Here is a 26,090-nt window from a genome sequence, read left to right on the forward strand (position 1 = left end):
GGCGTCGACGGCCGCGGGCGAGTCGGCGGGCAGGGTGGCGAGCACACCGCCGGTGATGGGGGTGCGGGCGGTCAGCTCACCTGTCTCCGGCGGCTCGGCACCGAGCGCGCGCAAGAGGGTTGCCGCGCGGTCGGCGAGTTCGCGGGTCAGCTGGTCGCTCAGGGTGTTCGTCATCGATTGCTCCGCTTCAGCTTTGGGTTCTGCGTCGGACGTGCACACGGTGCTGTCAGGTTGCCGGAAGTGAACGAGTCGAGGTTTTCGACACGAGCAGCGCTCGCTGGGTTAGCCTCCACTGATGGCGGATACACCGGCAAGACCCGTACTCGATGACATCGATCGCCTGCTGATTCGTGAACTGATAGCCGATGGTCGCGCCACCCTGTCGAACCTGGCCGAGAAGGCGAGCCTATCGGTCTCCGCGGTGCAGTCTCGGGTGCGCAGGCTCGAAGCGCGCGGCGTGATTCGCGGCTACTCGGCGCACGTCGATCCCGAGGCCCTTGGACAGCTGCTCTCGGCATTCGTCGCGATCACTCCTCTCGACCCGTCGCAGCCGGATGACGCCCCCGCGGTGCTGCAACATATCCCGGGTATCGAGGCATGCCACTCCGTGGCGGGTGACGAGAGCTACGTGTTGCTGGTGCGGGTCGCTTCGCCCAGGCATCTGGAGCAGTTGCTCCAAGAGATCAGGGCGACCGCCAACGTCCGGACACGCAGCACCATCATCCTGCAGACATTTTACGACAGGTAGACATAGAGCGTAATAAATACGCAATCTTGTAGAGATTCCGTAAATATTTTCGTACCCTACAGGTGTGACCCTCGAACTGGAGCGCACCCGATCGGGTGGTGACACGGCACCGGTCACCCCCGCGACCCGGGTACACGAGATCCTGTCGGCGCATCTGCTGGCCGACGGCTTCGAATTGGTGCTTGACCTGAAGAACTCCCGCGGCTGCCGCCTCGTCGACGAACGCGACGGCAGCACCTACCTGGACATGTTCGGCTTCTTCGCGTCCAACGCGCTGGGCATGAACCATCCCGCGCTGGCCGACGACCCGGACTTCCGCGCGGAGCTGGCGACGGCCGCGCTGAACAAACCCTCGAACTCCGACATCTACACCGTCGAGATGGCGCGGTTCGTCGAGACGTTCGCGCGCGTGCTCGGCGATCCACGGCTACCGCACCTGTTCTTCATCGACGGCGGCGGCCTCGCCGTGGAGAACGCGCTCAAGGTCGCGTTCGACTGGAAGAGCAGACACAACGAATCACACGGCAGGTCACCGGATCTCGGCACCAAGGTGCTGCACCTGACCGGAGCCTTCCACGGCCGCACCGGCTACACCATGTCGCTGACCAACACCGATCCGGTCAAGACCGCCCGCTTCCCGCAGTTCGATTGGCCCCGCATCGAGACCCCGTACCTGGCGACAGGCCGCGATATCGAGGCCGCCGAGGCGCACGCGCTGGACCAGATGCGCCGCGCGTTCGCCGAGAATCCGCACGACATAGCGTGTTTCATCGCCGAGCCGATCCAGGGCGAGGGCGGTGACCGGCATCTGCGCGCGGAGTTCCTGCTCGCCGTGCAGCGGCTCTGCCACGAGAACGACGCGCTGTTCGTTTTGGACGAGGTGCAGACCGGCGTCGGGATGACCGGAACCACCTGGGCCTACCAGCAACTCGGCCTGTCGCCGGACGTGGTGGCCTTCGGCAAGAAGACCCAGGTGTGCGGCGTGATGGCGGGCGGCCGGGTCGACGAGATCGCCGACAACGTGTTCGCGGTCAGCTCCCGGCTCAACTCCACCTGGGGCGGCAACCTGACCGATATGGTCCGCGCCCGCCGCATCCTCGAGGTGATCGAGCGCGACGAGCTCATCGAGCGGTCCCGCCCGCTCGGCGAGCACCTGCTGCGCAGGCTGGAGGAGCTGGCGGCGGCACATCCGCGGGTCACCGAGCCGCGCGGGCGCGGCCTGATGTGCGCGATCACGTTGGCGACGGCGGAGCTGCGCGACGCGGTGCTGGCCGCGCTGCTCGAGCGTGAGCACGTGCTGATACTCGGCACCGGCGAGTGCGGCATCCGGTTCCGGCCGCCGCTCACGGTCAGCGCGGCGCAGCTGGACGCCGCCGTCGACGCCGTGGAAAGGGTGCTGGGTTCGGTCGATTGACACGGCGCGCGCGGCGCTGCTGGCGTGGATAGCCGAGAAATCGCTGCCCGGCCCGTAGGCTTCGCTCACATGTCGTCTCACTCCTCCCCGGCACGGTGCAGGCGCGTGAACCGACGTGGCGCACCTTGCGGAATATTCGCGTCCTTGGCCGCTGTGGCGGCGGTGACCAGCTGCACGACGAGTGAGGCTGGCACCGTCGTCACCGAATCGACGAGCTCGGCGGTTGCGGCGCCGAGCTCGGTTGTACCGCCCGCGCAGATCGCCAGTCTGTTGCCAGGCATGCCGCCGCCGCTGTCGCCGACCGATGTGTACGCGGCCAACCGGGAGCTGAGCCCGTCGGTGGTCGATCACCGGCCGCTGGTGTACGTGCCCAACAGCCAGTCCCACACCGTCTCGGTGATCGACCCGAACACCTTCCAGGTGATCGATACCTTCGCCGCGGGCGGCGAGGAGCCCCAGCACGTGGTGCCGTCCTACGACATGCAGACGCTCTACATCACCAACGACCTGCCGATCGGCGGCGGCAGTCTGCGCCCGATCGATCCGCGCACCGGCCTGCCGGGCGAGCCGTTCCCGGTCCGCGATCCCTACAACATGTACTACACACCGGACGGCCAGTTCGCCCTCGTCGTCGCCGAGGCGGACAAGTCTCTGGACTTCTACGATCCGAAGACCTGGCAGAAAGTGCACGCCCTTCCGGTGCCCGACTGCGCGGGCGTCGACCACATGGACTTCACGGCCGACGGCCGCTTCGCCCTGGCCAGCTGCGAATTCATCGGCCGCATGCAGGTTTTCGACGTCGCGGAACGCAAGCTGATCAAAACCATCGATCTCGCGGGCGGGCGCTCGGGCAAGCCGCAGGACGTGAAGCTCTCCCCGGACGGGCTCACCTTCTACGTCGCCGACATGGCGGCGGGCGGCCTCTACGTCTTCGACGCGCTCACCTTCGAGAGCAAGGGCTTCGTGGCCACCGGGGACGGCGCGCACGGGCTCTACATCACCCGCGACTCCAAGCAGATGATCATCACCAACCGGCACGAGGGCAGCATCTCGGTGTGGGACTTCGAGGCCGACCGCTTGGTGCACAAATGGTTCGTGCCCGGCGGTGGCAGTCCCGACATGGGCAACCTCTCCGCCGACGGCCGGGTGTTCTGGGCCTCCGGTCGCCACCACGGCGAGGTCTACGCGATCGATATCGTCGAGTGGAAGCTGCTGGCCCGCATCCCGGTCGGGCGCGGTCCGCACGGGCTCACGGTGTGGCCGCAGCCAGGGCGTTATTCGACGGGCCACACCGGGGTCATGCGTTAGGCCCTGTCTCGAAGTCCCATCCGGCGCCTCCGCGGCCCAGATCGCCGCCTGGCCGCGTTGTCGTCGTCACCGATACAACCCCGGTATCGGCTCCTCCTCCGCCTTGCCAGGCGACGATCTGAGCCACGGATGCATCCAGCCGGACTTCGAGACAGGGCCTAGCGCCGGCCTCAGCGACGCGCCTGTCAGCTGGTTCCGGCCAGACGCAGGCCCAGCCCGCCCTCGACGAATCGGCCGACGGCCGTGCGTCCGGCCTCGAGCGCGGGTTCCTTGCCCGCGTGCGACCAGCCGGTGAGCTCGGCGGTGCCGTCCGCGGCCGGGGTGACGACGATCTCGGCGACCATTTCCGCCGTGGTGGGTTCGCAGACGGCCCAGGAGTAGTGGGTTTCCTCGTCCCACTGGGCGGTTCGCCGGGCGACGTACCCGGGGTCGGTGATGCCGCCCGCGGCGAGCGCGGGGCGGTCGTCGATCCGCTCGTCGGCGCGCAGGGCGCGCAGGTACCAGCTGCCCGCGTTGATCTCGATGGGTTCCATCAGTGGCCTCCGTGCCGGTCGCCGAACAGTAGGGCGCAGGCCATCGTCCGCCGCATCGGGTGCATCCGCACCGGAGCGCTGATCCGGATCTCGGGCAGCTCGTCCATGTGGGAAAGGCTAGCGTGAGCGGCCTCGGCCGCCGCGGGGCCGGGCAGCGGGACGCGAAGTCGGGCAGCTCACACTGTCCGAGATGGTTGGCGCGGGTACGCTCCCTGTATGGCTGGGCCCGCGGCCTCGGTGTCGTGAGCTGGACTTTCGGTGGTGTGCCCCGGCATTCGGGAGTCCGCGTCGGCGCGGCGGATGTCGATGGTGACTGGGAGGTTCGCGATGACAGCGGCGCGATTCGGTCGTTATCGGCTGGAACGGCTGCTCGGCAAGGGCGGCATGGGGCAGGTCTGGCTGGCCTACGACACCACCGACCGCAGGCACGTCGCACTGAAACTGCTGCCCGCCGAACTCGCGGCGGACGCGGTGTACCGGAAGCGCTTCGAACGCGAGGCCCAGGTCGCCGCCGCACTGCGCGATCCGCACATCGTGCCGATCCACCGGCACGGCGCCGTGGACGGGCGGCTGTACATCGAGATGGCCTTCGTCGAGGGCACCGACCTGGCCGCGCGGCTGTCCGAGGGCGGACCGCTCGCGGCGGGCGCGGCGCTCGACATCCTCGGACAGGTCGCCGCCGCCTTGGATGCGGCGCACCGCGCCGGGCTGGTCCATCGCGACGTCAAGCCCTCCAACATTCTGGTGGCGTCCGACGGCTCCACCTACCTGATCGACTTCGGCATCGCCCGCGGCACCGGCCAGACGTCGGTCACCACAACGGGTCTGGCGATCGGCACCTGGGCCTATATGGCGCCGGAACGCTTCAGTGGTCGTGACGACGCGCGCGCCGACGTCTACTCCCTGGCCTGCGTCCTCTACGAGAGCCTCACCGGCCACCGTCCCTACGGCGACGCCGACCCGGCCCAGCAGATGCACGGGCATCTCATGACCGAACCGCCGAGCGCGTCGTCGGCGAATCCCGATGTTCCGGCCGAGCTCGACGCGGTCATCGCGCGGGGGATGGCGAAGGAGCCGGGGGATCGGTACGCCAGCGCGGGAGAGTTCGTGCTGGCGGCGCGCGAGGTCGTTTCGCCGACGCTCGGCGCACCTCGTTCGCCGCAGCCGACGCGTGTGCTCCAGCAGCCCGTGCTCCCGCCGACGCGGGTCGAGACGGTCGGGCCCGGTGTGTCCGCCGAGGGCGCGCAGCCGACTCCGATCGCGGCGGCCCGAGCACAGACGAAAACCCCCGCGCCTGTGCAGCCGTCCGAGCCCGCGGCGTCGAAGGTTCTCCCTCCGACGAAGGTGATGCCCGCGCCGGGGCCCACACCGACGCTGGTGCAGACCAGAGTCGCGCCGCGGGACATTCGGCCGCAGGGCTATCCGGCGTTCGTCGCGCCTCCGAACTCCGCGCCTCCGGGTGCAGTGCCACCGGGCTGGACGCCGTCAGGCGCCGGGCAGAGCCTCGTGCCGGTGGGCTACGCGCCCGTGCGGCCGCCGCTGCCCGCTGCGTACCCGTACGGCAAGCGGTGGTACCTGCGACGCAAACCTGTCCCGGTGGTTCGGCGTCCGCGGTCGCTCGGGCCCGCGTGGCCGTCGCCCCGCCCCGCCTACGTCGCGCCACCCCGGCGCAAGCGGGGCGGGGTGCTGCGGAAGGTGATCGGGGCGCTGGTCGTGATCTTCTTGGCGCCCTTCGTCTTCGCCGTGGGCTGCCTGGCGTTGATCGCCGCCGGTGGCCGGGACGAGTCCTCGACCGCGCCGCCGCCGACCGCGATGGCCGACGAGAATCCGGAGCGCGCGCCGAATCCGCCGCCGGACGGGCCCGCCCCCGCGTACAGCGCGGTGCGGGACGGCAAGTTCGAATTCGCGGTCACCGACGTGGACTCGGGCGTCCAGCGCGTCGGCCTGCAGTCCGCGCGTGGCGCGTTCCTGATCGTCACGCTCGCCGTACGGAACATCTCCGACGAGGTGAAGTGGTTCCTGCCCTTCGGTCAGAAGCTGGTCGACGCCCAGGGCAACGTGCTCGATCACGACACCACGGCCACCGCCTGGCAGGCCATGCAGTCGCGCCTCGGCTACTCCTTCGAGCTGCGCCCTGGCGCGTCCGCGACCACCGTGCTGGTCTTCGACGTGCCCGCGGGCAGCGCACCGGCCCACCTCGAACTGCACGACTTCGTGCTATCGAACGGCGTCACCGTCGCGCTCGACTGAGCAATCGCGCTCCGAGCCCTCGCCCGGCGCTCGAACCTGAACGCGGTGCGTTCAGGCGGCGTCGACGCGGGCGAAGACCGAGTAAACCGCTTGGCGGCCGAATTCCAGCGCCTCGGTGAGCAGGTCGGTGTCGCGCGCTGTGCCTTCGACGGTGGGTGCGCCCTCTGGCGGATGGATTTGCAGGGCCGCGTCGCCGAGCGTCGCCAGGAGAGTCTGCTCCGCCTGTTCCTGCTGCGGGCGGAGCAGCCAGGCGCGGTAGGCGCCGGGGGCGCGCAGGCGAAGGTAGTTGCCGCCGACCAGATGGTGCAGGCGGGAGGCGGGCGGACGGGTCTCGTCGGCGCGGCGGGTGCGCAGCACCAGGAAGTGGGTCGCGCCGCTGCGGACAGCGGAGTGGATGGGGACCGGCTCGGCAATGCCGCCGTCGAGGTAGGGGACGCCGTCCAGGGTGACGGGCGGACCGGCCAGGATCGGCAGGTTCGCACTGGCCCGCAGCGCCCGCATCAAGCTGCGCTTGTCGTAGATGTGCGGCCGCAGATCGATGGCGTTGCCGGTGCGGATGTCGGTGCCGATCGGATGGAAGGTGGTGGGGTTGTTCAGGATCGCCGGGAAGTCCATGGGTTCCAGGCCGTCGTAGACCCGGTGCACCAGGTATCGCACGTCGAAGGCGGCGCCGCCGCGCAGCAGCCTGCTCGGATCGATCACCCGCCGCATGATCTCGGGGTCGGACCAGGACCGCATGCCGGGCACGGCCCGCCCGCACAGCAGCCAGGCGCCGTTGATCGCGCCCGCCGAGGTGCCGTAGACCGCGTCGAACACCCCGGAGAGGCCGAGTTCCTCGAGCGCCTGCACCATGCCGCTGGAGTAGACCCCGCGGCTGCCGCCGCCCTCGATGACGAGCGCGAGCCGATGCCCGTCCGCGCGGGAACCGGTTGCGCTGCGGCCGCGGATGATCTCGGCCACGGTAGAGCTGATCACCGGACCACGATACGACAAGAGCGGGCGCGGACTTCGTTGTCCATCGCCCGCTCTCGTGCGGTGTCGGCCGGGCCCGGTGGGCGCGGCCGAACGTCGTCCGTCCTCCGCGCTGCGCATGGCCGCAGCGGAGGCGGAAGTACGCCTTACTTGATCTCGGCCAGCACCGTGCCCTGGGTGATCGCGGCGCCCGCCTCGACGGAGAGGCCGGTGACGACGCCCGCCTTGTGCGCGTTGACGGGGTTCTCCATCTTCATGGCCTCGAGCACCACGATCAGGTCGCCCGCTTCCACGGACTGGCCCTCTTCGACGGCCACCTTGACCACGGTGCCCTGCATCGGCGCGGTGACCGCGTCACCGGAGGCGGCGCCGCCGCCCGCGCCGCCACGCTTGCGCGGCTTCGGCTTCTTGCGGATCACACCGGCGCCGTTGCTCGCGGCACCCGCGGCGCCTGCGCCCACGGTGAAGTTGCCGGGCAGCGAGACCTCGACACGGCGGCCGCCGACCTCGACGACGACCTTCTGCCTGGGCAGGTCCTCGTCCTCGTCGGCCGGGGCGCCGCTACCGGTGTAGGGCTCGATGTTGTTGGTCCACTCGGTTTCGATCCACTTGGTGTAGACGTCGAACTTCTCGCCGTCACCGATGAACGCCGGGTCCTCGACGATGGCGCGGTGGAACGGGATGACAGTGGCCAGGCCCTCGACCTCGAACTCGGCGAGAGCGCGACGCGCGCGCTGCAGCGCCTGGGTGCGGTTCTCGCCGGTGACGATCAGCTTGGCGAGCATCGAGTCGAACTGTCCGCCGATCACGCTGCCTGCGACCACGCCCGAGTCCACGCGCACACCGGGGCCCGAGGGCTCGCGGTAGACGTCGACCGGGCCGGGGGCGGGCAGGAAGCCGCGGCCCGCGTCCTCGCCGTTGATGCGGAACTCGAAGGAGTGGCCGCGCGGGGCCGGGTCTTCCTTGATCTCCAGTTCCTCGCCGTTGGCGATGCGGAACTGCTGGCGCACCAGGTCGATACCCGCGGTCTCCTCGGTGACCGGGTGCTCGACCTGCAGGCGGGTGTTCACCTCGAGGAACGACACGGTCTCGCCCTGCACCAAGTACTCGACGGTGCCCGCGCCGTAGTAGTGGGCCTCGCGGCAGATCTGCTTGGCCGACTCGTGGATCTTGGCGCGCACCTCGTCGGACAGGAACGGTGCGGGCGCTTCCTCGACCAGCTTCTGGAACCGGCGCTGCAGCGAGCAGTCGCGGGTGCCCGCGACCACGACGTTGCCGTGCATGTCGGCGATGACCTGTGCCTCGACGTGGCGGGCCTTGTCCAGGTACTGCTCGACGAAGCACTCACCGCGACCGAACGCCGCGACCGCCTCGCGGGTGGCCGACTCGAACAGCTCGGGGATCTCCTCGATGGTGTGCGCGACCTTCATGCCGCGGCCGCCACCGCCGAACGCGGCCTTGATCGCCACCGGCACGCCGTACTTCTTGGCGAACTCGACGACCTCGTCGGCGTTCTTCACCGGGTCCTTGGTGCCCGCGGCCATCGGCGCGTTGGCGCGCTCGGCGATGTGGCGGGCGGTCACCTTGTCGCCCAGATCGCGGATGGACTGCGGCGACGGGCCGATCCAGATCAACCCGGCGTCGAGCACGGCCTGGGCGAAGTCGGCGTTCTCCGACAGGAAGCCGTAACCGGGGTGGATCGCGTCCGCGCCCGACTTGGCGGCGGCGTCGAGGATCTTGTCGAACACGAGGTACGACTCGGCCGAGGTCTGACCGCCCAGGGCGAACGCCTCGTCGGCGAGCTTCACGAAAGGTGCGTCGGCGTCCGGCTCGGCGTACACCGCGACACTCGCGATGCCGGCGTCCTTGGCCGCCCGGATCACGCGCACGGCGATCTCGCCTCGATTAGCTACGAGTACCTTCGTGATCCGCGCGTTGGCATGGCTGGGCACTGAGCCTCCTGGTTGCAATCTTCTTGGTCGCTTCGCGGGATGGGACCGCGCGGGCCCGCTCCCGGTGGGGGTCGGAACACCGCGCAGGCTCCGTGCCCGTGTCGACAATTTACGTCTGGGGCGAGTGTAGGCAGTCTGCCAACAGTCGCCGAACTCGGATAGCCCTACTGGACAGTAGGTCGCGCATCACATATTTGCATCCGGTGTGATCCAAGCGCAGGTGGGGCCTGCGCGAAGGCGGAGGTACGCCAGCGGACGCTGCCGGACGCAGTCCGTCTTCAGACCTGCGCACGGCCGGAGCGAAGGCGGAGGTACGCCTACCTGCTGCGGCCTCTCCGGGGGGCGGCGGCCGGAACTTCGCCCGGTTCAGTCCCCTTGGCGATGGGCATCCGCACCGAATTGCCCCACTCGGTCCACGAGCCGTCGTAGTTGCGGACCGTAGCGTAGCCGAGCAGATAGGTCAGCACGAACCACGTGTGGCTGGAGCGCTCGCCGACGCGGCTGTAGACGACCAGGTCGTCGGCGCCGTCGACCGGCGCGTAGGTGGTGTCCAGATCGGCGCGCGAACGGAACCGTCCGTCCGAGCCGAGCGCGCGGTCCCAGGGGATGTTCAGCGCGGTGGGGATGTGGCCGCCGCGCAGCGCCGCGTCCTCGGGATTGTCCGGCTTGGGGGTGAGCTCGCCGGAGTACTCGTCGGGGGAGCGCACGTCGAGGAGCGGCTTGCCGAGGTGGGCGAGCACGTCGTCGCGGAAGGCGCGGGCGGTCGCGTCGTCGCGGCGCACCGTGGGGTAGTCGCTCGGCGGGAGATTCGGGGTGTCGAAGGTGGTGTCGCGTTCCTCGGAGATCCACGATTCGCGTCCGCCGTCGAGCAGCCGCACGTCCTCGTGCCCGAAGAGCGTGAACAGCCACAACGTGTGCGCGGCCTGGGCGTTGCCCCGATCCCCGTAGATGACCACCGTGTCGTCGCGCGAGATGCCCTTGACCCGCATCAGTTCGGTGAAACGAGCGCCGTCGATATAGTCACGCGTGACCGGATCGTTGAGGTCTCCGCGCCAATCGATCTTGACGGCTCCGGGCACATGTCCGATGTCGTAGAGCAAGATGTCTTCGTTGGACTCCACGATCCTGAGCCCCGGCGCGCCTATGTTTGCCGACAGCCACTCTGTGGTTACTAGTCGGTGAGGATGTGCGTACGTTCCGAAAGAGGGATGAGAGTCCGGGGCAACGGGCACGATATGGGTCCTTCACGCGAGGTAGACGGTGGTTACGGCGGTTCAGGTCTCACAGCGATGTTAAATGTGAGGCGATAGTGAAACTCGTTTCAGATCACGAATCGGCTGATTGGGCGAATAAATCGCACCCTCATCCGATAAAGTCTCCCGGTGAGGAGGGGTGAGCTATGTCCGATTCTTGGCCGCGGCGGCGACTGCTCGCGATCCTACGTGGCGCAAGCGAGCCTCTCGATGCCCAGGAGCTGGCCAGAATCACCGGACAGCACGTCACGACGGTGCGATTTCACCTCGATGTGCTCACCAAGGAATCCCTGGTTCGCCAATTCCAGCAGCCTCCGCGCGGCCGCGGCCGTCCGCGCATCGGCTACAGCGCGGTGCAGCGTTCCGTCGGCTATCAGGAATTGGCGCAGGTGCTCGCCGAACAGCTCGGTCCCGACCCGCGCCGCCGCTCGGAGGCCGCCGTCGCGGCCGGGCGCGCCTGGGGCGCCAAGCTCGATGCCGGTGATCATGCCGTGGAGTCCTTGGAGGACGCCAGAGACGTCACGATGACGTTGCTCTCGGAACTCGGGTTCGCCCCGGAACGTGATCCGGCCGCCGAGGACGGCGACCAAGTGCTGATCCGCATGACCGCCTGCCCGCTACGCGAACTGGCCCGCACCCACTCCGAGGTGGTGTGCGGCGTGCATCTCGGGTTGATCAGAGAAGTGCTCGACAGCAACGGCACGCGCGGCGAGGTGAATGTCCGGCTGCACCCGTTCGTGGAACCGGAGCTGTGCCTGACCCGGCTCGAATACGTGGCCCGCCGGAATCAGGAGAATCGAGAGACGGCGTCGGTGCCCGTTGGCGCCGAGCCGGGCGGTACCGAACCGCCTCTCACGCCGCCGCTACTGGGCCGTGTGGCGCCACAGCTGCGCAATGCCGACCCCAACGTCGCCAAGCAGTCGGCGCAGCAGTGGTAGACCGATACCGATGACGCTCGACGGATCGCCCTCGATCCGGTCGACGAACCAGCCGCCCAGCCCGTCCAACGTGAACGCGCCCGCCACCTGCAGCGGCTCGCCCGTGGCGATGTAGGCATCCAGCTCGTCGGGATCCGGCTTGGCGAAGTGCACCGCGGTGGCACTGCAGTCCACCGCCTCGGCGACGATCTCGCCGTCGCGCATCCGCAGCACGCAGTGGCCGGTGATCAGATCGGCGCTGCGCCCGGCCATCTCGGCCCAGCGAGCCCGTGCCACCTCGGGGGTGTGCGGCTTGCCCTGCAGGGTGCCGTCCACCAGCAGCATCGAATCGCACCCGACCACGACGCAATCGGCGGCGAATTCGGGGATGGTGGCGGCGACCGCGGCCGCCTTGGCCCTGGCCAGTTCGACGACGACCGTCTGCGGTGTGGTGTCGGCGGGCAGGGCCGCCGCGACCGCGTCCTCGTCCACGTCGGAGACCCGGACCACCGGGTCGATGCCCGCCGAGCGCAACACCTCTCGGCGGGCAGGCGACGCGGACGCGAGAATCAGCGTCGTCGTCACCGAAGGTGCGACAGCGCCGGGAAGGCGTACGGCGAGAACGGCGACGTGCCGCGGTGCATCGCGGTCGGGCGTCCCCACCCGTCGGCGGGGCCGGTCGAGCCCGGTGCGCTCGCGGCGTTCGCGGCAGCGGTCAGCACGCACACCAGCGCGGCGATCTCCTCGTCGGTCGGTGCGCCCTTGACGATTCGAATGAACGGCTGCTCGCCCGCGTCGGCGGTCGGGGCGGCCGCGTCCGCGGTGATCGCCTCGACCTCGGCCGCCATCGGGTCGATGGTGAGATCCAACTCGGCGGCGGTCAACACGTCTTCCTCTGCCACGGTCGTCACAGTGCCAGATCCTTCCTCTAGCTCGATCGGGCGCAGTCCCTCACCCGAAAAAGGGATGACGCGATAATCATCCTCGGATTCACTCATTGCGTCTCCGCAATCAGCGTGCGCGGTTCACCGAGGTTATCGCTCATTCAGAGCGGGATGTTGCCGTGCTTCTTCTGCGGGAGGGACACCATCTTGCGTTCCAGCAGGCGCAGCGCGGACACGATCTGGCCGCGCGTGTGCGACGGCGGGATGACCGCGTCGACGTAGCCGCGCTCGGCGGCGACGTAGGGGTTCACGAGGGTGTCCTCGTACTCGTTCTGCAGCTCGAGCCGCAGCGCATCGACGTCGTTGCCGTCCTTGGCGGCCTGCTGCAGCTGCTTGCGGTAGACGAATCCGACGGCGCCGGAAGCGCCCATCACGGCGATCTGAGCGGTCGGCCACGCGAGGTTCACATCGGCGCCCATGTGCTTGGAACCCATGACGTCGTAGGCGCCGCCGTAGGCCTTGCGGGTGATGATGGTGATTTTGCCCACAGTGGCCTCGCCGTAGGCGTAGAGCAGCTTCGCGCCGCGCCGGATGATGCCGTTGTACTCCTGGCCGGTGCCGGGCAGGAAGCCGGGAACGTCGACCAGGGTGATGATCGGGATGTTGAACGCGTCGCAGGTACGCACGAAGCGCGCGGCCTTCTCCGAGGCGTCGATGTCGAGGCAGCCCGCGAACTGGGTGGGCTGGTTGGCCACGATGCCGACGCTGCGGCCGTCGACGCGTCCGAAGCCGACGATGACGTTCATCGCGCGCTCGGCCTGCACCTCGAGGAACTCGTCGTCGTCGAGCAGGCGACGGATCACCTCGTGCATGTCGTACGGCTGGTTCGGCGAGTCCGGGATGATCGAGTCCAGCTCGAGGTCTTCCTCGGTGAGGGAGTCCTCGATGGCGCCGTCGATCGGGTCGGTGGGCGCGAAGCGCGGGGCCTCGGCGCGGTTGTTGCTCGGCAGGTAGCTCAGCAGATCCTTGACGTAGTCCAGCGCGTCCTGCTCGCCGGAGGCCACGTAGTGCGCCACACCGGACTTGGTCATGTGGGTGTGCGCGCCGCCCAGGTCCTCCATGGTGACGTCCTCGCCGGTGACCGTCTTGATGACGTCCGGACCGGTGACGAACATCTGGCTGGTGCCGTCGACCATCACCACGAAGTCGGTGAGCGCGGGGGAGTAGACGTGTCCGCCCGCGGCCGGGCCCATGATCAGCGAGATCTGCGGGATCACGCCGGAGGCCTGGATGTTGCGGTGGAAGATCTCGCCGTAGAGGCCGAGCGAGACGACGCCCTCCTGGATCCGCGCGCCCGCGCCCTCGTTGATGCCGATCAGCGGACGGCCCGTCTTGAGGGCCAGGTCCATGACCTTGACGATCTTCTCGCCGTAGACCTCGCCGAGGCTGCCGCCGAAGACGGTGACGTCCTGGCTGAAGATGCACACGTCGCGGCCGTCGATGGTGCCGTAACCGGTCACCACGCCGTCGCCGAGCGGGCGGTTGTTCTCCAGGCCGAAGTTGACGCTGCGGTGGCGGGCCAGCGCGTCGAGTTCCACGAACGAGCCCTCGTCCAGCAGCGCGAGGATGCGTTCCCGGGCGGTCATCTTGCCCTTGGCGTGCACCTTGTCGACTGCGGCCTCACCCATCGGGTGCTTGGCCTCTTCCAGCCGATTCCGCAGGTCAGCCAGCTTCCCGGCGGTGGTGTGGATATCGGGTTCGCCCGCCGAACCGGATGCGGGCTGCTGCTGGACACTCGTCATGGCTCGGAGTGTAACCAGTAGCAGTCGGCCTTTCTAACCCAGTGTGGGCTACCCATGAGTAGAAAAGCCCAGGTGGACAAGGGCTCAGCAGGGATTTTCGAGGCCTCCGCCGACCGTGGGCGAGACGCCGGTCGGGCGTCCGCAATCGGGCGGTCCGACGCAGGCTACACGGTCCGCTGCGCCACGCGAAAAATCGGTTTCGGCCGGGTGTGGCCTCCAGATATCCTCTGAGAGTCCATTTTTCGGCTCATGGGGAGGAGCCAGACATGTGGGAGTGGGGTAGAACCGTCGCCGAATACGCCGCGGCGGCGGCATGGACGAATGGGCGGGTTCGCGAGGCCGAGCCGACCATCCTCGATCCGGAGACCGACGAGGAAGAGGCGACCTCGGACATCGAGGCGCGCGGGGAGCGAGAGCCGGGCACGGCCATGGCCGGCTACGACCTCGCGGGCTGAGACCGTTCGCTCCCGTCCCGGTCCGGGACGGGAGCTAGTAGCCTGCACCCTCGTGCAGACGCCACCGTCCGATCCAGTGCATCGACCGCCTTTGGATGCCGAGCAGTTGCGGCGGGGTCTCGCCGAGAGCAACTACGCGGCCTTCTTCGCACGCGTGGAGGTGGTGGAATCCACCGGTTCCACCAATGCCGATCTGATCGCGACGGCCGCGACGTCGGAAGACCACCGTGTGTTGATCGCCGAAGCCCAGGAGGCGGGTCGCGGCAGGCACGCGCGCACCTGGGTGAGCCCGCCGCGGGCGCAGATCGCCCTGTCGATGCTGGTGCGGCTGCCCGGCATCGAGCCCGCGGCGCTGGGCTGGCTGCCGCTGCTCACCGGCGTGGCCGCGGTGGACGCGCTGCGTGCCACGACGGGTGTGGACGCGGTGCTGAAATGGCCCAACGACGTCCTGATCGGCGGTCGCAAGGTGGCGGGCATCCTCGCCGAGGTGGCTGCGGGCGGCGCCGACCCGGCGGTGGTGATCGGCATCGGCGTGAACGTGAGCCTCACCGAGGCCGAATTGCCGGTGCCGCATGCCATCTCGCTCGCGCTGGCAGGCGCCGCGCAGACCGACCGCACGGTGCTCGCGCAATCGCTGCTGACCGAGTTCGCGCGCCGCTTCACCGCCTGGCGCGACGCGTCATGGGCGACCGACGCCCTGGCCGCCGCCTATCGCGAGCGCTGCGCCACGCTCGGCATGGACGTACGCGCCGAATTGCCCGGCGGGCAGCTACGCACCGGCGTCGCTACGGGCATCGACTCGGCCGGGCGCCTGCTGATCGGGGACTACGCGGTCTCCGCGGGCGACGTCACCCATTTGCGCGCCGACTACTGAGATCAGCCTCCCACCGGCTGCATGTCCTTCCTCGCCGCCTCCCTGGCGAACATGCGATCGCGCTGCTCCTCGAACTTGAGCACATCGCGGCCCAGCTTCTCCATGTACGCGCCGAGCTGCTCGCGCGCCTGCTCGCCGCGCGGCCCGAAGTCGTTGCGTTCGAAGACGTCCCACTTCTTGAGCACCGGAGCCACCACCTCGTCGAGGTGCTGGCGCAGGTCGTAGATGCCGTGCTTGGCCATGAGCACGCCGTTGCGGCGGAAGTTCGGCATCCCGGCGCCCGGCATGACGAAATTGGACAGCACCTGGGTCAGTGCGACCATCGCCTGGTCGGGCACCAGGTCGAGGGCGGCGCCGCACATGTTGCGGTAGAAGATCATGTGCAGGTTCTCGTCGGCGGCGATGCGCTGCAACATGCGGTCGGCGATCGGGTCGTCGCAGACCCTGCCGGTGTTGCGGTGCGAGACGCGGGTGGCGAGTTCCTGGAAGGTCACGTACGCGACGTTGATCAGGAAGCCGTCCCAGCCGGCGGGCACGTGCATGCCCTGGGTCATGTGGGCCATCCTGGCCTGTTCCAGGGCGACCGGATCCACGCCGCGGGTGACCACCAGGTAGTCGCGCAGGACGATGCCGTGCCGGTTCTCCTCGGCGGTCCAGCGGCCCACCCACGTGCCCCACGCGCCGTCGTTGCCGAGGTTCTCCGAGATCAGGCGATGGTAGGAGGGCAGGTTGTCCTCGGTGAGGAGGTTGGTGATCATCGCGGCCTTGGCCACGTCGCTCAGCGCGGACTGTTCGGGATCCCAGTCCGTGCCGCCCATAGCGGCGAAGTTGCGTCCCGCGTCCCACGGGACGTAGTCGTGCGGGTGCCAGTCCTTCGTCATCGACAGGTGCCGGTTCACGTTCTGTGCGGCCACCGGTTCGAGTTCGATCAGTATTTCGAGCTGAGTCAGATCCTTGGTCACACACGCCTCCACAGTCGTCAGTGCACGTCTTGCCGAGCGGTTGTCTTCTGGGGCTTGGCCGAGCTTGTCGAGCAGGCGAATCCAGGTCGTGCGCATTGCGAAACAGCTGAGTGGAGCGGGTCTCCCGCAAGCTGACGATTGTGCAGCACACGGAGGCCGGTGTCAGGCATTTTGCCATCTCGGCGCGGTAGGGTTCCCTGCATGGGTTATCCGGAGGATGTGCTCGCTCCCGACGAGCAGTTGATACTCCATCGCCATCCGCATTGGAAGATGCTTTTCTGGCCCATCGTGACGCTCATCGCGGCCACGGCGCTGGCCGGTTTCGCCGGGGGGCTGGCATACCGCAACACCCCGGAGAGCGCCCGGACCGTTGTGCTCGTCGTGGTTTTCGCGATCTGGCTCGGTATCGTCCTATGGCGTTGTGTCGCACCGATTCTCAGCTGGAAGACGACCCATTTCATCGTCACCGAGCGGCGCGTGCTGGTACGTCAGGGCGTGCTCACCCACACCGGCATCGACATCCCGATGAGCCGCATCTCCAGCGTCCAATTCCGGCACGGGCTGTTCGACAGGATGCTCGGCACCGGCACCCTGGTCATCGGCTCGTCCTCGGAGGAGCCGCTGGAATACGACGACATCCCCGGCGTGCAGGACGTGCATTCGTTGCTCTACCACCAGGTGTTCGAGGTGAACCGATCGAGCAATCAGCACGGACTCGGCCCGGCGGGCGGCTATCGATGAGTCCGGCGTCGTCGCCGACGATCCGTAATCTGTTTTCATGACCGCCGTACTCCTGGCCGAAGACGACGAGGCCATCGCCGCCCCGCTGTCGCGCGCGTTGGGGCGCGAGGGTTACCACGTCACCGTGGAGAGCTTCGGCCCCGCAGTGCTGCGCCGCGCGCTCGAGGGCAACCACGACCTGCTGATCCTCGACCTCGGCCTGCCCGGCATGGACGGGCTGGAGGTGTGCAGGCAGGTGCGTGCCCGCGGCGCCGATCTGGCCGTGCTGATGCTCACCGCGCGCACCGACGAGGTCGATTTCGTGGTCGGGCTCGACGCGGGCGCCGACGATTACGTCGGCAAGCCGTTCCGGCTCGCGGAGCTGCTGGCTCGCGTGCGAGCGTTGTTGCGCCGCAGCGGAATCGGTGACGAGGCGGTGGAGGTCGGCGGCATCCGGCTGGAGCCCGCAGCGCGCCGGGTGCTGGTCAACGGCGTCGAGGTCGGTCTGGCCAACAAGGAGTACGAGCTGCTCAAGGTGCTCATCGACCGGGCGGGTCAGGTGGTGCCGCGCGAGACGATCCTGCGCGAGGTCTGGGGCGACGCTGAGTTGCGCGGCTCCAAGACGCTGGACATGCACATGTCCTGGCTGCGTCGCAAGATCGGCGACGAGGGGCCGATGGCCGAGCGGCGCATCGTCACGGTGCGCGGTGTCGGCTTCCGGCTGAACACCGACTGACGTGCGGCGCCGAATCCTGCGGTCGATGCTGACCGTGCTGACCCTGACGACGGTCGTGCTCGGCGTGCCGTTGACCTACACGGCCTGGCTGTGGGTCGAGGACATCACCCGCAACGACCTGCAGAGCAGGCTGGACCGGATCGCCACCGAAGTGATCACCCAGGAGCAGGCCGACGGCTTGGTGCGCGGCGGTCTGGACGTGCGCGTGGTGCGCCCGCTGGTGCCGGAGAACGGCAAGCTCACGATCGTCTATCCGAGTCCACAGGACAACGCCTCCCGCCTCGACATCGGCGCCGACACGGTGCCCGACCCGCTGGTGGAATCGCTGTCCATGGGCACCTCGGGATCGCTGCGCCTCGAGGTGCCCGCCGCGCCGATGCACGCGCGGCAGCGGCAGGCGGTCGCGGTGGTGGCGCTGGCCGTGCTCGCCTCGCTCGGTGCCGCGGTGACGGTCGCGGTGGTGACCGCAGCGCCGGGTCGCCGATCCGCTGCGCGACGTGGCGGCGCGCGCGGCGCGGCTGGCGATGGGCGATTTCCGTCCCGACCCGCGCCGCCACGGCATCTCCGAACTGGACCGGGTCTCCGACGTGCTCGACTCCGCCACCGTCGAGATCGCGGGCCGTTTGCAACGCGAGCACGCGCTGGTCGCCGACGTCTCCCATCAGCTGCGCAGCCGCCTGACCGCGGTGCGGCTGCGGCTGGACGAACTCTCCGCGCACGCCGACCCCGAGGTCGTGCACGAGGCCGAGGAGGCGATGGCGCAGGTCGACCGGCTCACCGATGCCATCGACGAACTGGTCCGCGCCTCCCGCGACGAGGATGCCGCCGACCGCGATCCGATCCCGGTGATGGACGAGCTGTGCGGCATGGTCGCCGAGTGGACCCACCCGTTCGCCGAGGCGGGCCGCACGCTGGTGCTGACCGGCGACGAGTCGCTGCGCGCGCCGATCACCGCGTCGCGCCTGCGGGAGGCGGTGACGGTGCTCATCGACAACGCGCTCATGCACGGCGGCGGCACCTGCACGGTGTCGGTGCGCACGGTCCGTCCCGGCAACGCGCGCGAGCCGCTGGTGTGCGTCGAGGTGGCCGATGAGGGGGAAGGCGTGCGCGACGAGCTGGCGCCGCACATCTTCGATCGCGGCTTCTCGGCGGGCGGGTCGACGGGCGTGGGCCTGGCCCTGGCGCGCGCGTTGATCGAGGCGGACGGCGGTCGTCTGGAATTGCAGCGCCGCAGGCCCGCGCTGTTCGCGGTGTTCCTCGGGTCGTGGGCGCCCGGCCGGGCGGCGGGCACGGTCCCCGAGCCGCGCTGATCACGGGCCCGAACGGGCCCGGGTACGGCTAGTTCTGTCCCAGCTGTTCTTCTTCGATGAGTCCCTCGAGCTCGGCCTCCAGCTCGGTCATCTCGTCAGGGAAGACCCAGCGGCGCATCGCCCAGAACCGGAAGGCCATCTGCAAGAAGTTGCCGATGACGAAGGCGCTGACGAAGTCGGCGATGTTCTCGACGGTGAAGCTGACGTTCGGCTGCCGCAGGTCGAACACGTAGCTGGAGATCCACAGCGGGATGTTGCTCAACATCACGCCGACGCCGCTGACCCCGAAGAACAGCAGGGCTTCGTGATGGCGTTCGCGCCCGCCGCGGTTCTTGAACGACCACTCGCGGTTCAGGATGTAGGAGGCGATCACGGCGATGACGCCGGAGATGATCTTCGCGGTGACCGGTTTCTCGGTCAGCACGGTCAACTTGAGGAAGTAGAAGATGCCGCTGTCGATCACGAAGGTCGTCGCGCCGACGATGGCGAATTTGATCAGCTCGTGGTGGCGGTAGGCCATCTCCCGCAGGGGCTGGGGGAGGACGCTGACCACGTCGTCGACGAAAGACACGAGAGCCGAGTGTACCGGTAGCGGTCATTGCGGCCGGACATGACAAGATTGCACGACGTGAGCACCCGTTCCTTCGACCAAGCCGCCATGCCCACCGTCACCATGATCGGTGGCGGCCAGCTGGCGCGGATGACCCATCAGGCCGCGATCGCACTCGGCCAGCGGCTACGGGTGCTCGCCGAGAACCCCGACGACCCGGCCGCACAGGTCAGTCCCGACGTGGTGCTCGGCAGCCACGCCGATCTCACCGCGCTGCGCAAGGCCGCGGTCGGTTCACACGCGCTGACCTTCGACCACGAGCACGTGCCGACCGAGCACCTGGAGGCGCTGGTCGCCGAGGGCGTCAACGTGGCGCCGCCGCCGCAGGCTCTGGTCTACGCCCAGGACAAGCTGGCCATGCGCACCAAGCTCGCCGAGCTCGGCGTTCCGGTGCCCGCGTTCACGCCGGTGGCCGAGGCGGCCGACGCGGTGCGCTTCGGCGACGAGCACGGCTGGCCGTTCGTGCTCAAGGCGGTCAGCGGCGGCTACGACGGCCGCGGCGTCTGGATGCCCACCGACGCCGCCGAGGCCGAGCGGATCGTCACCGATCAGCTCGCGCACGGTGTGCGGCTGCTCGCCGAGGCGAAGGTCGATCTGAAGCGCGAGCTGTCGGCGATGGTGGCCCGTTCGCCGTTCGGGCAGGCCGCGACCTGGCCGGTGGTGGAGACCGTGCAGCGCAACGGTCAGTGCGCGGTGGTGATCGCGCCCGCGCCCGATCTGGCCGACGCGCAGGGCGCCGAGGCCGAGACCTTGGCGCTGAACCTGGCCGCAGAACTCGGCGTCGTCGGTGTGATGGCCGTCGAACTCTTCGAGACCCACGACGGCGCGCTGCTGGTCAACGAATTGGCGATGCGCCCGCACAACTCCGGTCACTGGGGCATGGACGGTGCGCGCACCGGGCAGTTCGAGCAGCATCTGCGCGCGGTGCTCGACTATCCGCTCGGCGATACCAGCCCGCTGGCTCCGGTCACCGTGATGGCCAACATCCTCGGTGCGGCGCAGGCCCCTGAGATGTCGATGGACGAGCGGCTGCACCATCTCTTCGCCAGGATGCCGGACGCGAAGGTGCACCTGTACGGCAAGGGCGAGCGTCCCGATCGCAAGATCGGGCACATCAACATCCTCGGCGACGATGTCGCCGAGGTGCGCGAGAAGGCAGAGCGGGCGGCGCACTGGATGTCGCACGCGGTGTGGACCGACGGATGGGACCCCCATGAGTAATCCTCGAGTTGGCCTGATCATGGGCAGCGACTCCGACTGGCCGACCATGGAAGCGGCCGCCGGCGCGCTGGCCGAATTCGGCGTGCCTTTCGAGGTGGGCGTCGTCTCCGCGCACCGCACCCCGCAGCGCATGCTCGACTACGCGCGCGACGCGGCCGACCGCGGCATCCAGGTGATCATCGCGGGCGCGGGTGGCGCCGCCCACCTGCCCGGCATGGTCGCCTCGGCCACCCCGCTGCCGGTGATCGGCGTCCCCGTCCCGCTGAAGTACCTCGACGGCATGGACTCCCTGCTCTCGATCGTGCAAATGCCCGCGGGCGTCCCGGTCGCCACCGTCTCCATCGGCGGCGCACGCAACGCGGGTCTGCTCGCCGTCCGCATCCTCGCCGCCGCGGACCCCGCCCTCCGGGCCCAGATGACCCGGTTCCAGGCCGACCTGGAGAAGCTGGTCCTCGACAAGGACGAGGCCCTCCGCACCAAACTCCTCGGCTGACGTGCCGTCGTACCACCCGGTGCGTGCGCGCCGGTCGTCTCGCGCCGGTCGCTACGGTGGCTGCCGTGGCATCTGAGGAGAATGCGCGGGCGCGGGCCGGGGAAGATCCTGCGCAGTTCCGGCTGACCGTGGTGGATCAGGCGCTGCGGTTGTTCGCGGACAAGGGCTACGAGGCGACGACGGTCGACGAGATCGCGGAGGCGGCGGGGATTTCGCGGCGGACGTTCTTTCGGCAGTTCCGGTCGAAGGAGGACGTGATCTTCGCCGATCACGAATCGCAGCTGACGCAGGCGGCGGCCTATCTCGCAGGCGCGCGCGACGACGATCCGTGGGAGGCCGTGTGCGCGGCCGTCGTGCAGGTCTTCGAGCGGTTCACCCAGTGGCGCGAGATCGCGGCGCGGCGCTACCAGGTGGTGCGGCGGGTGCCCGCGCTGCGCGAGCGCGAGATCGTCACGGTGTTCCGGTACGAGCGCCTGTTCACCGACTATCTGCGCGACCGTCTGCCCGAGTCCCCCGATCTCGCCAGGGTGCAGTTCACCGCGGCGGTCACCGCGACACACAACTATCTGCTGCGCCGCATGGTGCGCGGCGAGTCGGACGCGGGCGCCGCCGATCTGCGGCTGGAGCTGGCGGCCATTCCGCGCGGCCGCGGCCGGACCTACGACGAGGAAGAGATGGTGGTCGCGGTGTTTCCGCGGGACATGCCATCGCGCCAGGTCGTGGATCTGCTTGCCCGCCAGCTCGGTACTCGGTGACCTGGTTCATAGTGCCAAGCGCTGACACTCGGTGCCAAAGGGTATCCGCACGTTGCGGGAGTTCCCGTGCGTATACTGGCGCACGGAATGGCACTGAGTGCCGACCGTTGACAGCTGCCGACCGCGGCCCAAGCCCAGTAACCAGGAGCGTGTCCCATGGCGGGAAACCCCGATTTCGACCTGTTCAAGCTCGAGGACTTCCACGACGAACTGCGGGCGGCCATCCGCGGTCTGGCGGAGAAGGAAATCGCTCCGTACGCCAAGGACGTCGACGGTAACGCCCGCTTCCCCGAGGAGGCGCTCACCGCGCTGAACGCCGCGGGCTTCAACGCCGTGCACGTGCCGGAGGCCTACGGCGGCCAGGGCGCCGACTCGGTCGCCACCTGCATCGTGATCGAAGAGGTCGCCCGCGTCTGTGGTTCCTCCTCGCTCATCCCCGCGGTCAACAAGCTCGGCACCATGGGCCTGATCCTGAACGGCTCCGAGGAGCTGAAGCAGAAGGTGCTGTCCGACATCGTCAACGGCGAGATGGCCTCCTACGCGCTGTCCGAACGCGAGGCGGGCTCCGACGCCGCTTCCATGCGCACCCGCGCCAAGCAGGACGGCGACGACTGGATCCTCAACGGCTCCAAGTGCTGGATCACCAACGGCGGCAAGTCCTCCTGGTACACCGTGATGGCCGTGACCGACGCGGAGAAGGGTGCCAACGGCATCTCCGCGTTCATGGTGCACAAGGACGACGAAGGTTTCGTGGTCGGCCCGCTCGAGCACAAGCTGGGCATCAAGGGTTCGCCCACCGCGGAGCTGTACTTCGAGAACTGCCGCATCCCCGGCGACCGCATCATCGGCGAGCCGGGCACCGGTTTCAAGACCGCGCTGCAGACGCTGGACCACACCCGTCCGACCATCGGCGCGCAGGCCGTCGGCCTCGCCCAGGGCGCGCTGGACGCGGCCATCGCCTACACCAAGGACCGCAAGCAGTTCGGCACCGCCATCGCCGACTTCCAGAACACCCAGTTCATGCTGGCCGACATGGCGATGAAGATCGAGGCCGCCCGCCTCATGGTCTACACCTCGGCCGCTCGCGCCGAGCGCGGTGAGAAGAACCTCGGCTTCATCTCCGCCGCGGCCAAGTGCTTCGCCTCGGACGTCGCCATGGAGGTCACCACCAACGCCGTCCAGCTCTTCGGCGGCGCCGGGTACACCACCGACTTCCCGGTCGAGCGCATGATGCGCGATGCCAAGATCACCCAGATCTACGAGGGCACCAACCAGATCCAGCGTGTCGTGATGTCCAGGGCGTTGCTGCGCGGCTGACGCTTTCGCGCTGTACCTGCGGGGACGGCCGGGTTGTTACCCGGCCGTCCCCTTTTTTCGATTTCCGGCCGCTCGGCGACATACGTCCGAGTCCGATCGGTTGCCTTATCGTGTCCTTGCCATTGCTCGATTCGAGACCTCCGGCGCCATAAACATTGATAGCTGGATTTTGCGGAAGCCGGTCGGGGCTGATGTTTGCGGCTGACGTCGATCCTCGCTGATAGGAAGCGCCTGAACAGGCGTTTCGTCGGTAATTCGGCAGGAGTTGACGGCATGTTACGCCATACTGCACTAATTTTTGAAAATCACTCGCCAAGAAATTGGAGTGGTCTGTTACTCGCTCATCCGGACGACTCTCGGAGCGATGCTCGACCTCGTATCGCGATGAGGTGAGTGATGTCCGAGATCGTTATCGGACCGCGGTCGGGTATGAATTGGATCCCGCTGTCCGACACAGAAATTTCGTGTCCGCACACGAAGTCCACGGTGGATGCCGTGCGCACGTGGTCCGCGGATTACCTGACCGGCCCCGACCCGGATCTGGGCCGCGACGGGCCGGTCTGTCCTTATGTCGGACCGTCGCTGCGCCGCGACCTGATGTGGGTGGGCCGGGTATCCGGCGTCCATCCCTGGCCGGCGTACGTGCGACTGGTTGTCGAGGACGCACTCGAGGTGTTCGAGCGTCTGCCACCGGAACAGGGCGGCGGGGCCGTCCTGCGCTCCCTCGTCACCGCGCTGCCGGATCTGCGGGACTTCTCGCTGATCGATGACCTGCACGTGGACCTCAAGACGAGGTTCGTCGAGCGCGGTTTCATGCTCGGGCAGTTCTATCCCGGGTGCAAGGAACCGGGGTTGTGGAACAAGGACTACCACCCGCTCGATTCGCCGATCCCCATGATCGTGGTGCGCACCATGATGGCCACCGACTTCCCGTTCCTGTTGGGGCGGCCGGAGTGGATGGCCGCATACGTCAAGAAATTCGCGCCCGGCCTGCCCGCCCATGTGCGGCACGTGGTGGTCGGCCGGTTGACCGCGAGCGCGAACACCGATGTTCCCGCCTACCAGCTGCAATCGGAGCAGGGCAGTGCGGCACTGGGACGTAGAAACGGCAGTCCGGTCCACGCGGGGCCGCGTAAAGCAAGCTGAGACACAAGGGATCGACTTATGACGCACGGACTTTCGGCCGCGCGGGGGATCGACATGCGACAAGACGGGGAGTTCCCGCTTTCGCCCGCACAGCTGGGCATGTGGTACGCACAGCAGCTCGACCCCTCGGTGCCGCTCAACGAGGCGCAGTACATCGAGATGCGCGGTCGGCTGGACGTCGACACGCTCATCGAGGTCGCGCATCGCGCCGCGCTGGAGACCGAATCCGCGCTGCTGCGCTTCGGTGAGCGGGATTCACGTCCGTATCAGGTGGTCGATCCGAGCCTCGACACGACGCTGAGCTACCTGGATCTCAGCGATTCCGCCGACCCGGATGCGGAGGCCATGCGGTGGATGCGCGCGGACCTGTCCGCGCCGGTGGATCTGCTCCATGACCGGCCCGGGATGTCGGTGTTGATTCGCGTCGCACCCGATCGAGTGCTGTGGTACTCGCGCGTGCACCACGTCGTGGTGGACGGATTCGCCACGGTGACGGGTCTGTACCGCGTGGCCGAGCTGTACAACGCTGCGCTGGCGGGCGAGGAACCGAAGCCGAGTTCGGCGGCCGGGCTGCGCGAGATCCACGACGCGGAGATGAGCTACCGGGAGTCGAGCCGGTTCACCGCCGATGCGGAGTACTGGGAGCAGCGCATGGCGGACATGCCGCAGCGATGCAGCCTGGTATCGGGCGCCGCGCCCGCGCACGCGCTCGGGCGCGAACACCGGCATCAGCTGTCCGACGAGATGAAGTCCCGGCTCGACGCCGCGGCGACGCGTTTCGGCGTCGGCGCGCCCGCGCTGGCGATGGCGGCGCTCGCGGTCTACTACGCGCAGGCGACCGGCGCACACGATGTGGTGCTGAGCCTGCCGGTCTCCGGACGCACCACCGCGAAGCTGCGCCGCTCCGGCGGCATGCTGGCCAATGTCGTTCCGCTGCGCGTCACGGTGGGGGAGCGCAGCACCCTCGCCGAGATCGTCGACGCGATCCGGATCGAGGTCTCCGGCGCGCTGCGCCACCAGCGCTACCGGCACGAGGAGATCCGGCAGAGCACGGGCGAGGCCGAGGCGACGGGCGGGCGCGGTCTCGTCGGCCCGGTGGTCAACATCATGCTGTTCCCCGGCGAGGTCCAGTTCACCGGCATCGAGACCAGCCTGCACGTGCTCACCTCGGGCCCGATCGAGGACCTGTTCGTCAACATCTACCAGCACGGCGCGCAGGCGCCGGTCCACCTCGATTTCACCGCCAACCCCGATCTCTACGACGAGGAAGCGCTGGCCCGCCATCACCTGCGGTTCCTGAAGCTGTTCGAGGGTCTGCTGGACGCCGAGCCCGGCACCCCGGTACGGGACATCGAGTACTTCCTCGACGACGAGCTCCCCCTGCGCGCGGGCGTGCGCGGCCCGATGCCGCCCGCGCCCAGGCTGCTGTCCGATGTGCTCGACGAGGGGCTGCGCGCG

Annotated in this window: 25 protein-coding genes and 1 pseudogene; 16 read left to right on the forward strand and 10 right to left on the reverse strand. The window is 68.7% G+C overall.

The annotated features are described in order from the left end of the window. Nucleotides 1–295: 295 nt before the first annotated feature. Both NL1_RS32000 and lat read left to right on the forward strand, forming a co-directional pair. Nucleotides 296–748 carry an Lrp/AsnC family transcriptional regulator gene (locus NL1_RS32000; protein WP_067847498.1) on the forward strand — a complete coding sequence of 151 codons (453 nt, stop codon included), beginning with the start codon at nucleotides 296–298 and terminating at the stop codon, nucleotides 746–748. Between the two features lie 64 nt (nucleotides 749–812). Beyond that, nucleotides 813–2,162: an L-lysine 6-transaminase gene (gene lat / locus NL1_RS32005; RefSeq protein ID WP_084511228.1), complete on the forward strand. Its 1,350-nt coding sequence runs from the start codon at nucleotides 813–815 to the stop codon at nucleotides 2,160–2,162. 77 nt (nucleotides 2,163–2,239) lie between these two features. Here the strand turns inward: lat and NL1_RS39795 are convergent, their stop codons facing one another. Beyond that, complete coding sequence (locus tag NL1_RS39795; protein ID WP_245673679.1) at nucleotides 2,240–2,443, reverse strand: hypothetical protein; 204 nt, start codon at nucleotides 2,441–2,443, stop codon at nucleotides 2,240–2,242. Here NL1_RS39795 and NL1_RS32010 point away from each other — a divergent pair. Further along, complete coding sequence (locus NL1_RS32010) at nucleotides 2,442–3,470, forward strand: YncE family protein (RefSeq protein WP_245673680.1); 1,029 nt, start codon at nucleotides 2,442–2,444, stop codon at nucleotides 3,468–3,470. The genes NL1_RS39795 and NL1_RS32010 overlap by 2 nt on opposite strands. Before the next feature lie 185 nt (nucleotides 3,471–3,655). Here NL1_RS32010 and NL1_RS32015 read toward each other — a convergent pair whose 3' ends face one another. Next, nucleotides 3,656–4,003: a hypothetical protein gene (locus NL1_RS32015; RefSeq protein ID WP_067847502.1), complete on the reverse strand. Its 348-nt coding sequence runs from the start codon at nucleotides 4,001–4,003 to the stop codon at nucleotides 3,656–3,658. Between the two features lie 327 nt (nucleotides 4,004–4,330). Between NL1_RS32015 and NL1_RS32020 the strand changes: the two genes are divergently transcribed. Then, entirely contained in the window at nucleotides 4,331–6,253 is a 1,923-nt protein-coding gene (locus NL1_RS32020) for a serine/threonine-protein kinase (RefSeq protein WP_067847505.1), read from the forward strand. 51 nt (nucleotides 6,254–6,304) lie between these two features. On the opposite strand, the gene NL1_RS32025 is transcribed toward NL1_RS32020, so the two are convergent. The 3 genes from NL1_RS32025 to NL1_RS32035 form a co-directional block, all read right to left on the reverse strand. Beyond that, the gene (locus NL1_RS32025) at nucleotides 6,305–7,228 is read right to left on the reverse strand and encodes a patatin-like phospholipase family protein (protein ID WP_307624328.1); all 924 of its coding nucleotides are present in this window, start codon (nucleotides 7,226–7,228) and stop codon (nucleotides 6,305–6,307) included. A gap of 143 nt (nucleotides 7,229–7,371) precedes the next feature. Then, nucleotides 7,372–9,177, reverse strand: a complete 1,806-nt coding sequence (locus NL1_RS32030) for an acetyl/propionyl/methylcrotonyl-CoA carboxylase subunit alpha (RefSeq protein ID WP_067847508.1) — start codon at nucleotides 9,175–9,177, stop codon at nucleotides 7,372–7,374. A gap of 317 nt (nucleotides 9,178–9,494) precedes the next feature. Next, nucleotides 9,495–10,409 carry a sulfurtransferase gene (locus NL1_RS32035; protein WP_067847511.1) on the reverse strand — a complete coding sequence of 305 codons (915 nt, stop codon included), beginning with the start codon at nucleotides 10,407–10,409 and terminating at the stop codon, nucleotides 9,495–9,497. A 167-nt stretch (nucleotides 10,410–10,576) separates the two neighbouring features. Between NL1_RS32035 and NL1_RS32040 the strand changes: the two genes are divergently transcribed. After that, complete coding sequence (locus NL1_RS32040; RefSeq protein ID WP_067847514.1) at nucleotides 10,577–11,368, forward strand: helix-turn-helix transcriptional regulator; 792 nt, start codon at nucleotides 10,577–10,579, stop codon at nucleotides 11,366–11,368. Here the strand turns inward: NL1_RS32040 and NL1_RS32045 are convergent. The 3 genes from NL1_RS32045 to NL1_RS32055 form a co-directional block, all read right to left on the reverse strand. Then, entirely contained in the window at nucleotides 11,294–11,932 is a 639-nt protein-coding gene (locus NL1_RS32045) for a nucleoside triphosphate pyrophosphatase (RefSeq protein WP_067847516.1), read from the reverse strand. The genes NL1_RS32040 and NL1_RS32045 overlap by 75 nt on opposite strands. Further along, nucleotides 11,929–12,258, reverse strand: a complete 330-nt coding sequence (locus NL1_RS32050; RefSeq protein WP_067847519.1) for an acyl-CoA carboxylase subunit epsilon — start codon at nucleotides 12,256–12,258, stop codon at nucleotides 11,929–11,931. The genes NL1_RS32045 and NL1_RS32050 overlap by 4 nt, the downstream gene beginning before the upstream one ends. Before the next feature lie 134 nt (nucleotides 12,259–12,392). Next, complete coding sequence (locus NL1_RS32055; protein ID WP_067847522.1) at nucleotides 12,393–14,033, reverse strand: acyl-CoA carboxylase subunit beta; 1,641 nt, start codon at nucleotides 14,031–14,033, stop codon at nucleotides 12,393–12,395. A gap of 266 nt (nucleotides 14,034–14,299) precedes the next feature. Between NL1_RS32055 and NL1_RS39800 the strand changes: the two genes are divergently transcribed. Both NL1_RS39800 and NL1_RS32065 read left to right on the forward strand, forming a co-directional pair. Then, nucleotides 14,300–14,488 (forward strand): hypothetical protein, encoded by a 189-nt coding sequence (locus tag NL1_RS39800; protein WP_067847525.1) that lies wholly within the window; start codon nucleotides 14,300–14,302, stop codon nucleotides 14,486–14,488. 76 nt (nucleotides 14,489–14,564) lie between these two features. After that, a complete protein-coding gene (locus tag NL1_RS32065) occupies nucleotides 14,565–15,362 on the forward strand; it encodes a biotin--[acetyl-CoA-carboxylase] ligase (protein WP_245673681.1) in 798 nt (265 codons plus the stop codon). Between the two features lie 2 nt (nucleotides 15,363–15,364). Here the strand turns inward: NL1_RS32065 and NL1_RS32070 are convergent, their stop codons facing one another. Further along, nucleotides 15,365–16,324 carry an acyl-ACP desaturase gene (locus NL1_RS32070; protein WP_067847531.1) on the reverse strand — a complete coding sequence of 320 codons (960 nt, stop codon included), beginning with the start codon at nucleotides 16,322–16,324 and terminating at the stop codon, nucleotides 15,365–15,367. A gap of 201 nt (nucleotides 16,325–16,525) precedes the next feature. On the opposite strand from NL1_RS32070, the gene NL1_RS32075 reads away from it, so the two are divergent. The 3 genes and pseudogenes from NL1_RS32075 (at nucleotide 16,526) to NL1_RS32085 (ending at nucleotide 19,090) form a co-directional block, all read left to right on the forward strand. After that, entirely contained in the window at nucleotides 16,526–17,065 is a 540-nt protein-coding gene (locus NL1_RS32075) for a PH domain-containing protein (protein ID WP_067847534.1), read from the forward strand. A 37-nt stretch (nucleotides 17,066–17,102) separates the two neighbouring features. Further along, a complete protein-coding gene (locus tag NL1_RS32080; protein ID WP_067787709.1) occupies nucleotides 17,103–17,780 on the forward strand; it encodes a response regulator transcription factor in 678 nt (225 codons plus the stop codon). A gap of 1 nt (nucleotide 17,781) precedes the next feature. Then, nucleotides 17,782–19,090: pseudogene (locus NL1_RS32085) on the forward strand (ATP-binding protein). Between the two features lie 28 nt (nucleotides 19,091–19,118). On the opposite strand, the gene NL1_RS32090 reads toward NL1_RS32085, so the two are convergent. Next, nucleotides 19,119–19,661: a GtrA family protein gene (locus NL1_RS32090; protein WP_067847537.1), complete on the reverse strand. Its 543-nt coding sequence runs from the start codon at nucleotides 19,659–19,661 to the stop codon at nucleotides 19,119–19,121. Nucleotides 19,662–19,748: 87 nt separating this feature from the next. On the opposite strand from NL1_RS32090, the gene NL1_RS32095 reads away from it, so the two are divergent. The 6 genes from NL1_RS32095 to NL1_RS32120 all read left to right on the forward strand — a co-directional run. Then, a complete protein-coding gene (locus tag NL1_RS32095; protein WP_245673684.1) occupies nucleotides 19,749–20,921 on the forward strand; it encodes a 5-(carboxyamino)imidazole ribonucleotide synthase in 1,173 nt (390 codons plus the stop codon). Then, the gene (gene purE / locus NL1_RS32100) at nucleotides 20,914–21,414 is read left to right on the forward strand and encodes a 5-(carboxyamino)imidazole ribonucleotide mutase (protein WP_084511242.1); all 501 of its coding nucleotides are present in this window, start codon (nucleotides 20,914–20,916) and stop codon (nucleotides 21,412–21,414) included. The genes NL1_RS32095 and purE overlap by 8 nt, the downstream gene beginning before the upstream one ends. A gap of 65 nt (nucleotides 21,415–21,479) precedes the next feature. Then, nucleotides 21,480–22,169 carry a TetR family transcriptional regulator gene (locus tag NL1_RS32105; RefSeq protein WP_067847546.1) on the forward strand — a complete coding sequence of 230 codons (690 nt, stop codon included), beginning with the start codon at nucleotides 21,480–21,482 and terminating at the stop codon, nucleotides 22,167–22,169. A 156-nt stretch (nucleotides 22,170–22,325) separates the two neighbouring features. After that, nucleotides 22,326–23,486: an acyl-CoA dehydrogenase gene (locus NL1_RS32110; protein WP_067847549.1), complete on the forward strand. Its 1,161-nt coding sequence runs from the start codon at nucleotides 22,326–22,328 to the stop codon at nucleotides 23,484–23,486. Between the two features lie 495 nt (nucleotides 23,487–23,981). After that, nucleotides 23,982–24,632, forward strand: coding sequence for a DUF6875 domain-containing protein (locus NL1_RS32115; protein ID WP_174553497.1), 651 nt, complete (start codon nucleotides 23,982–23,984; stop codon nucleotides 24,630–24,632). An 18-nt stretch (nucleotides 24,633–24,650) separates the two neighbouring features. After that, nucleotides 24,651–26,090, forward strand: a 1,440-nt coding sequence (locus NL1_RS32120) for a condensation domain-containing protein (RefSeq protein ID WP_245673682.1), incomplete at its 3' end; no start/stop codon positions are given.

The sequence above is a fragment of the Nocardia lijiangensis NBRC 108240 genome, assembly GCF_001613045.1.
GTDB classification, from domain to species: domain Bacteria; phylum Actinomycetota; class Actinomycetes; order Mycobacteriales; family Mycobacteriaceae; genus Nocardia; species Nocardia lijiangensis.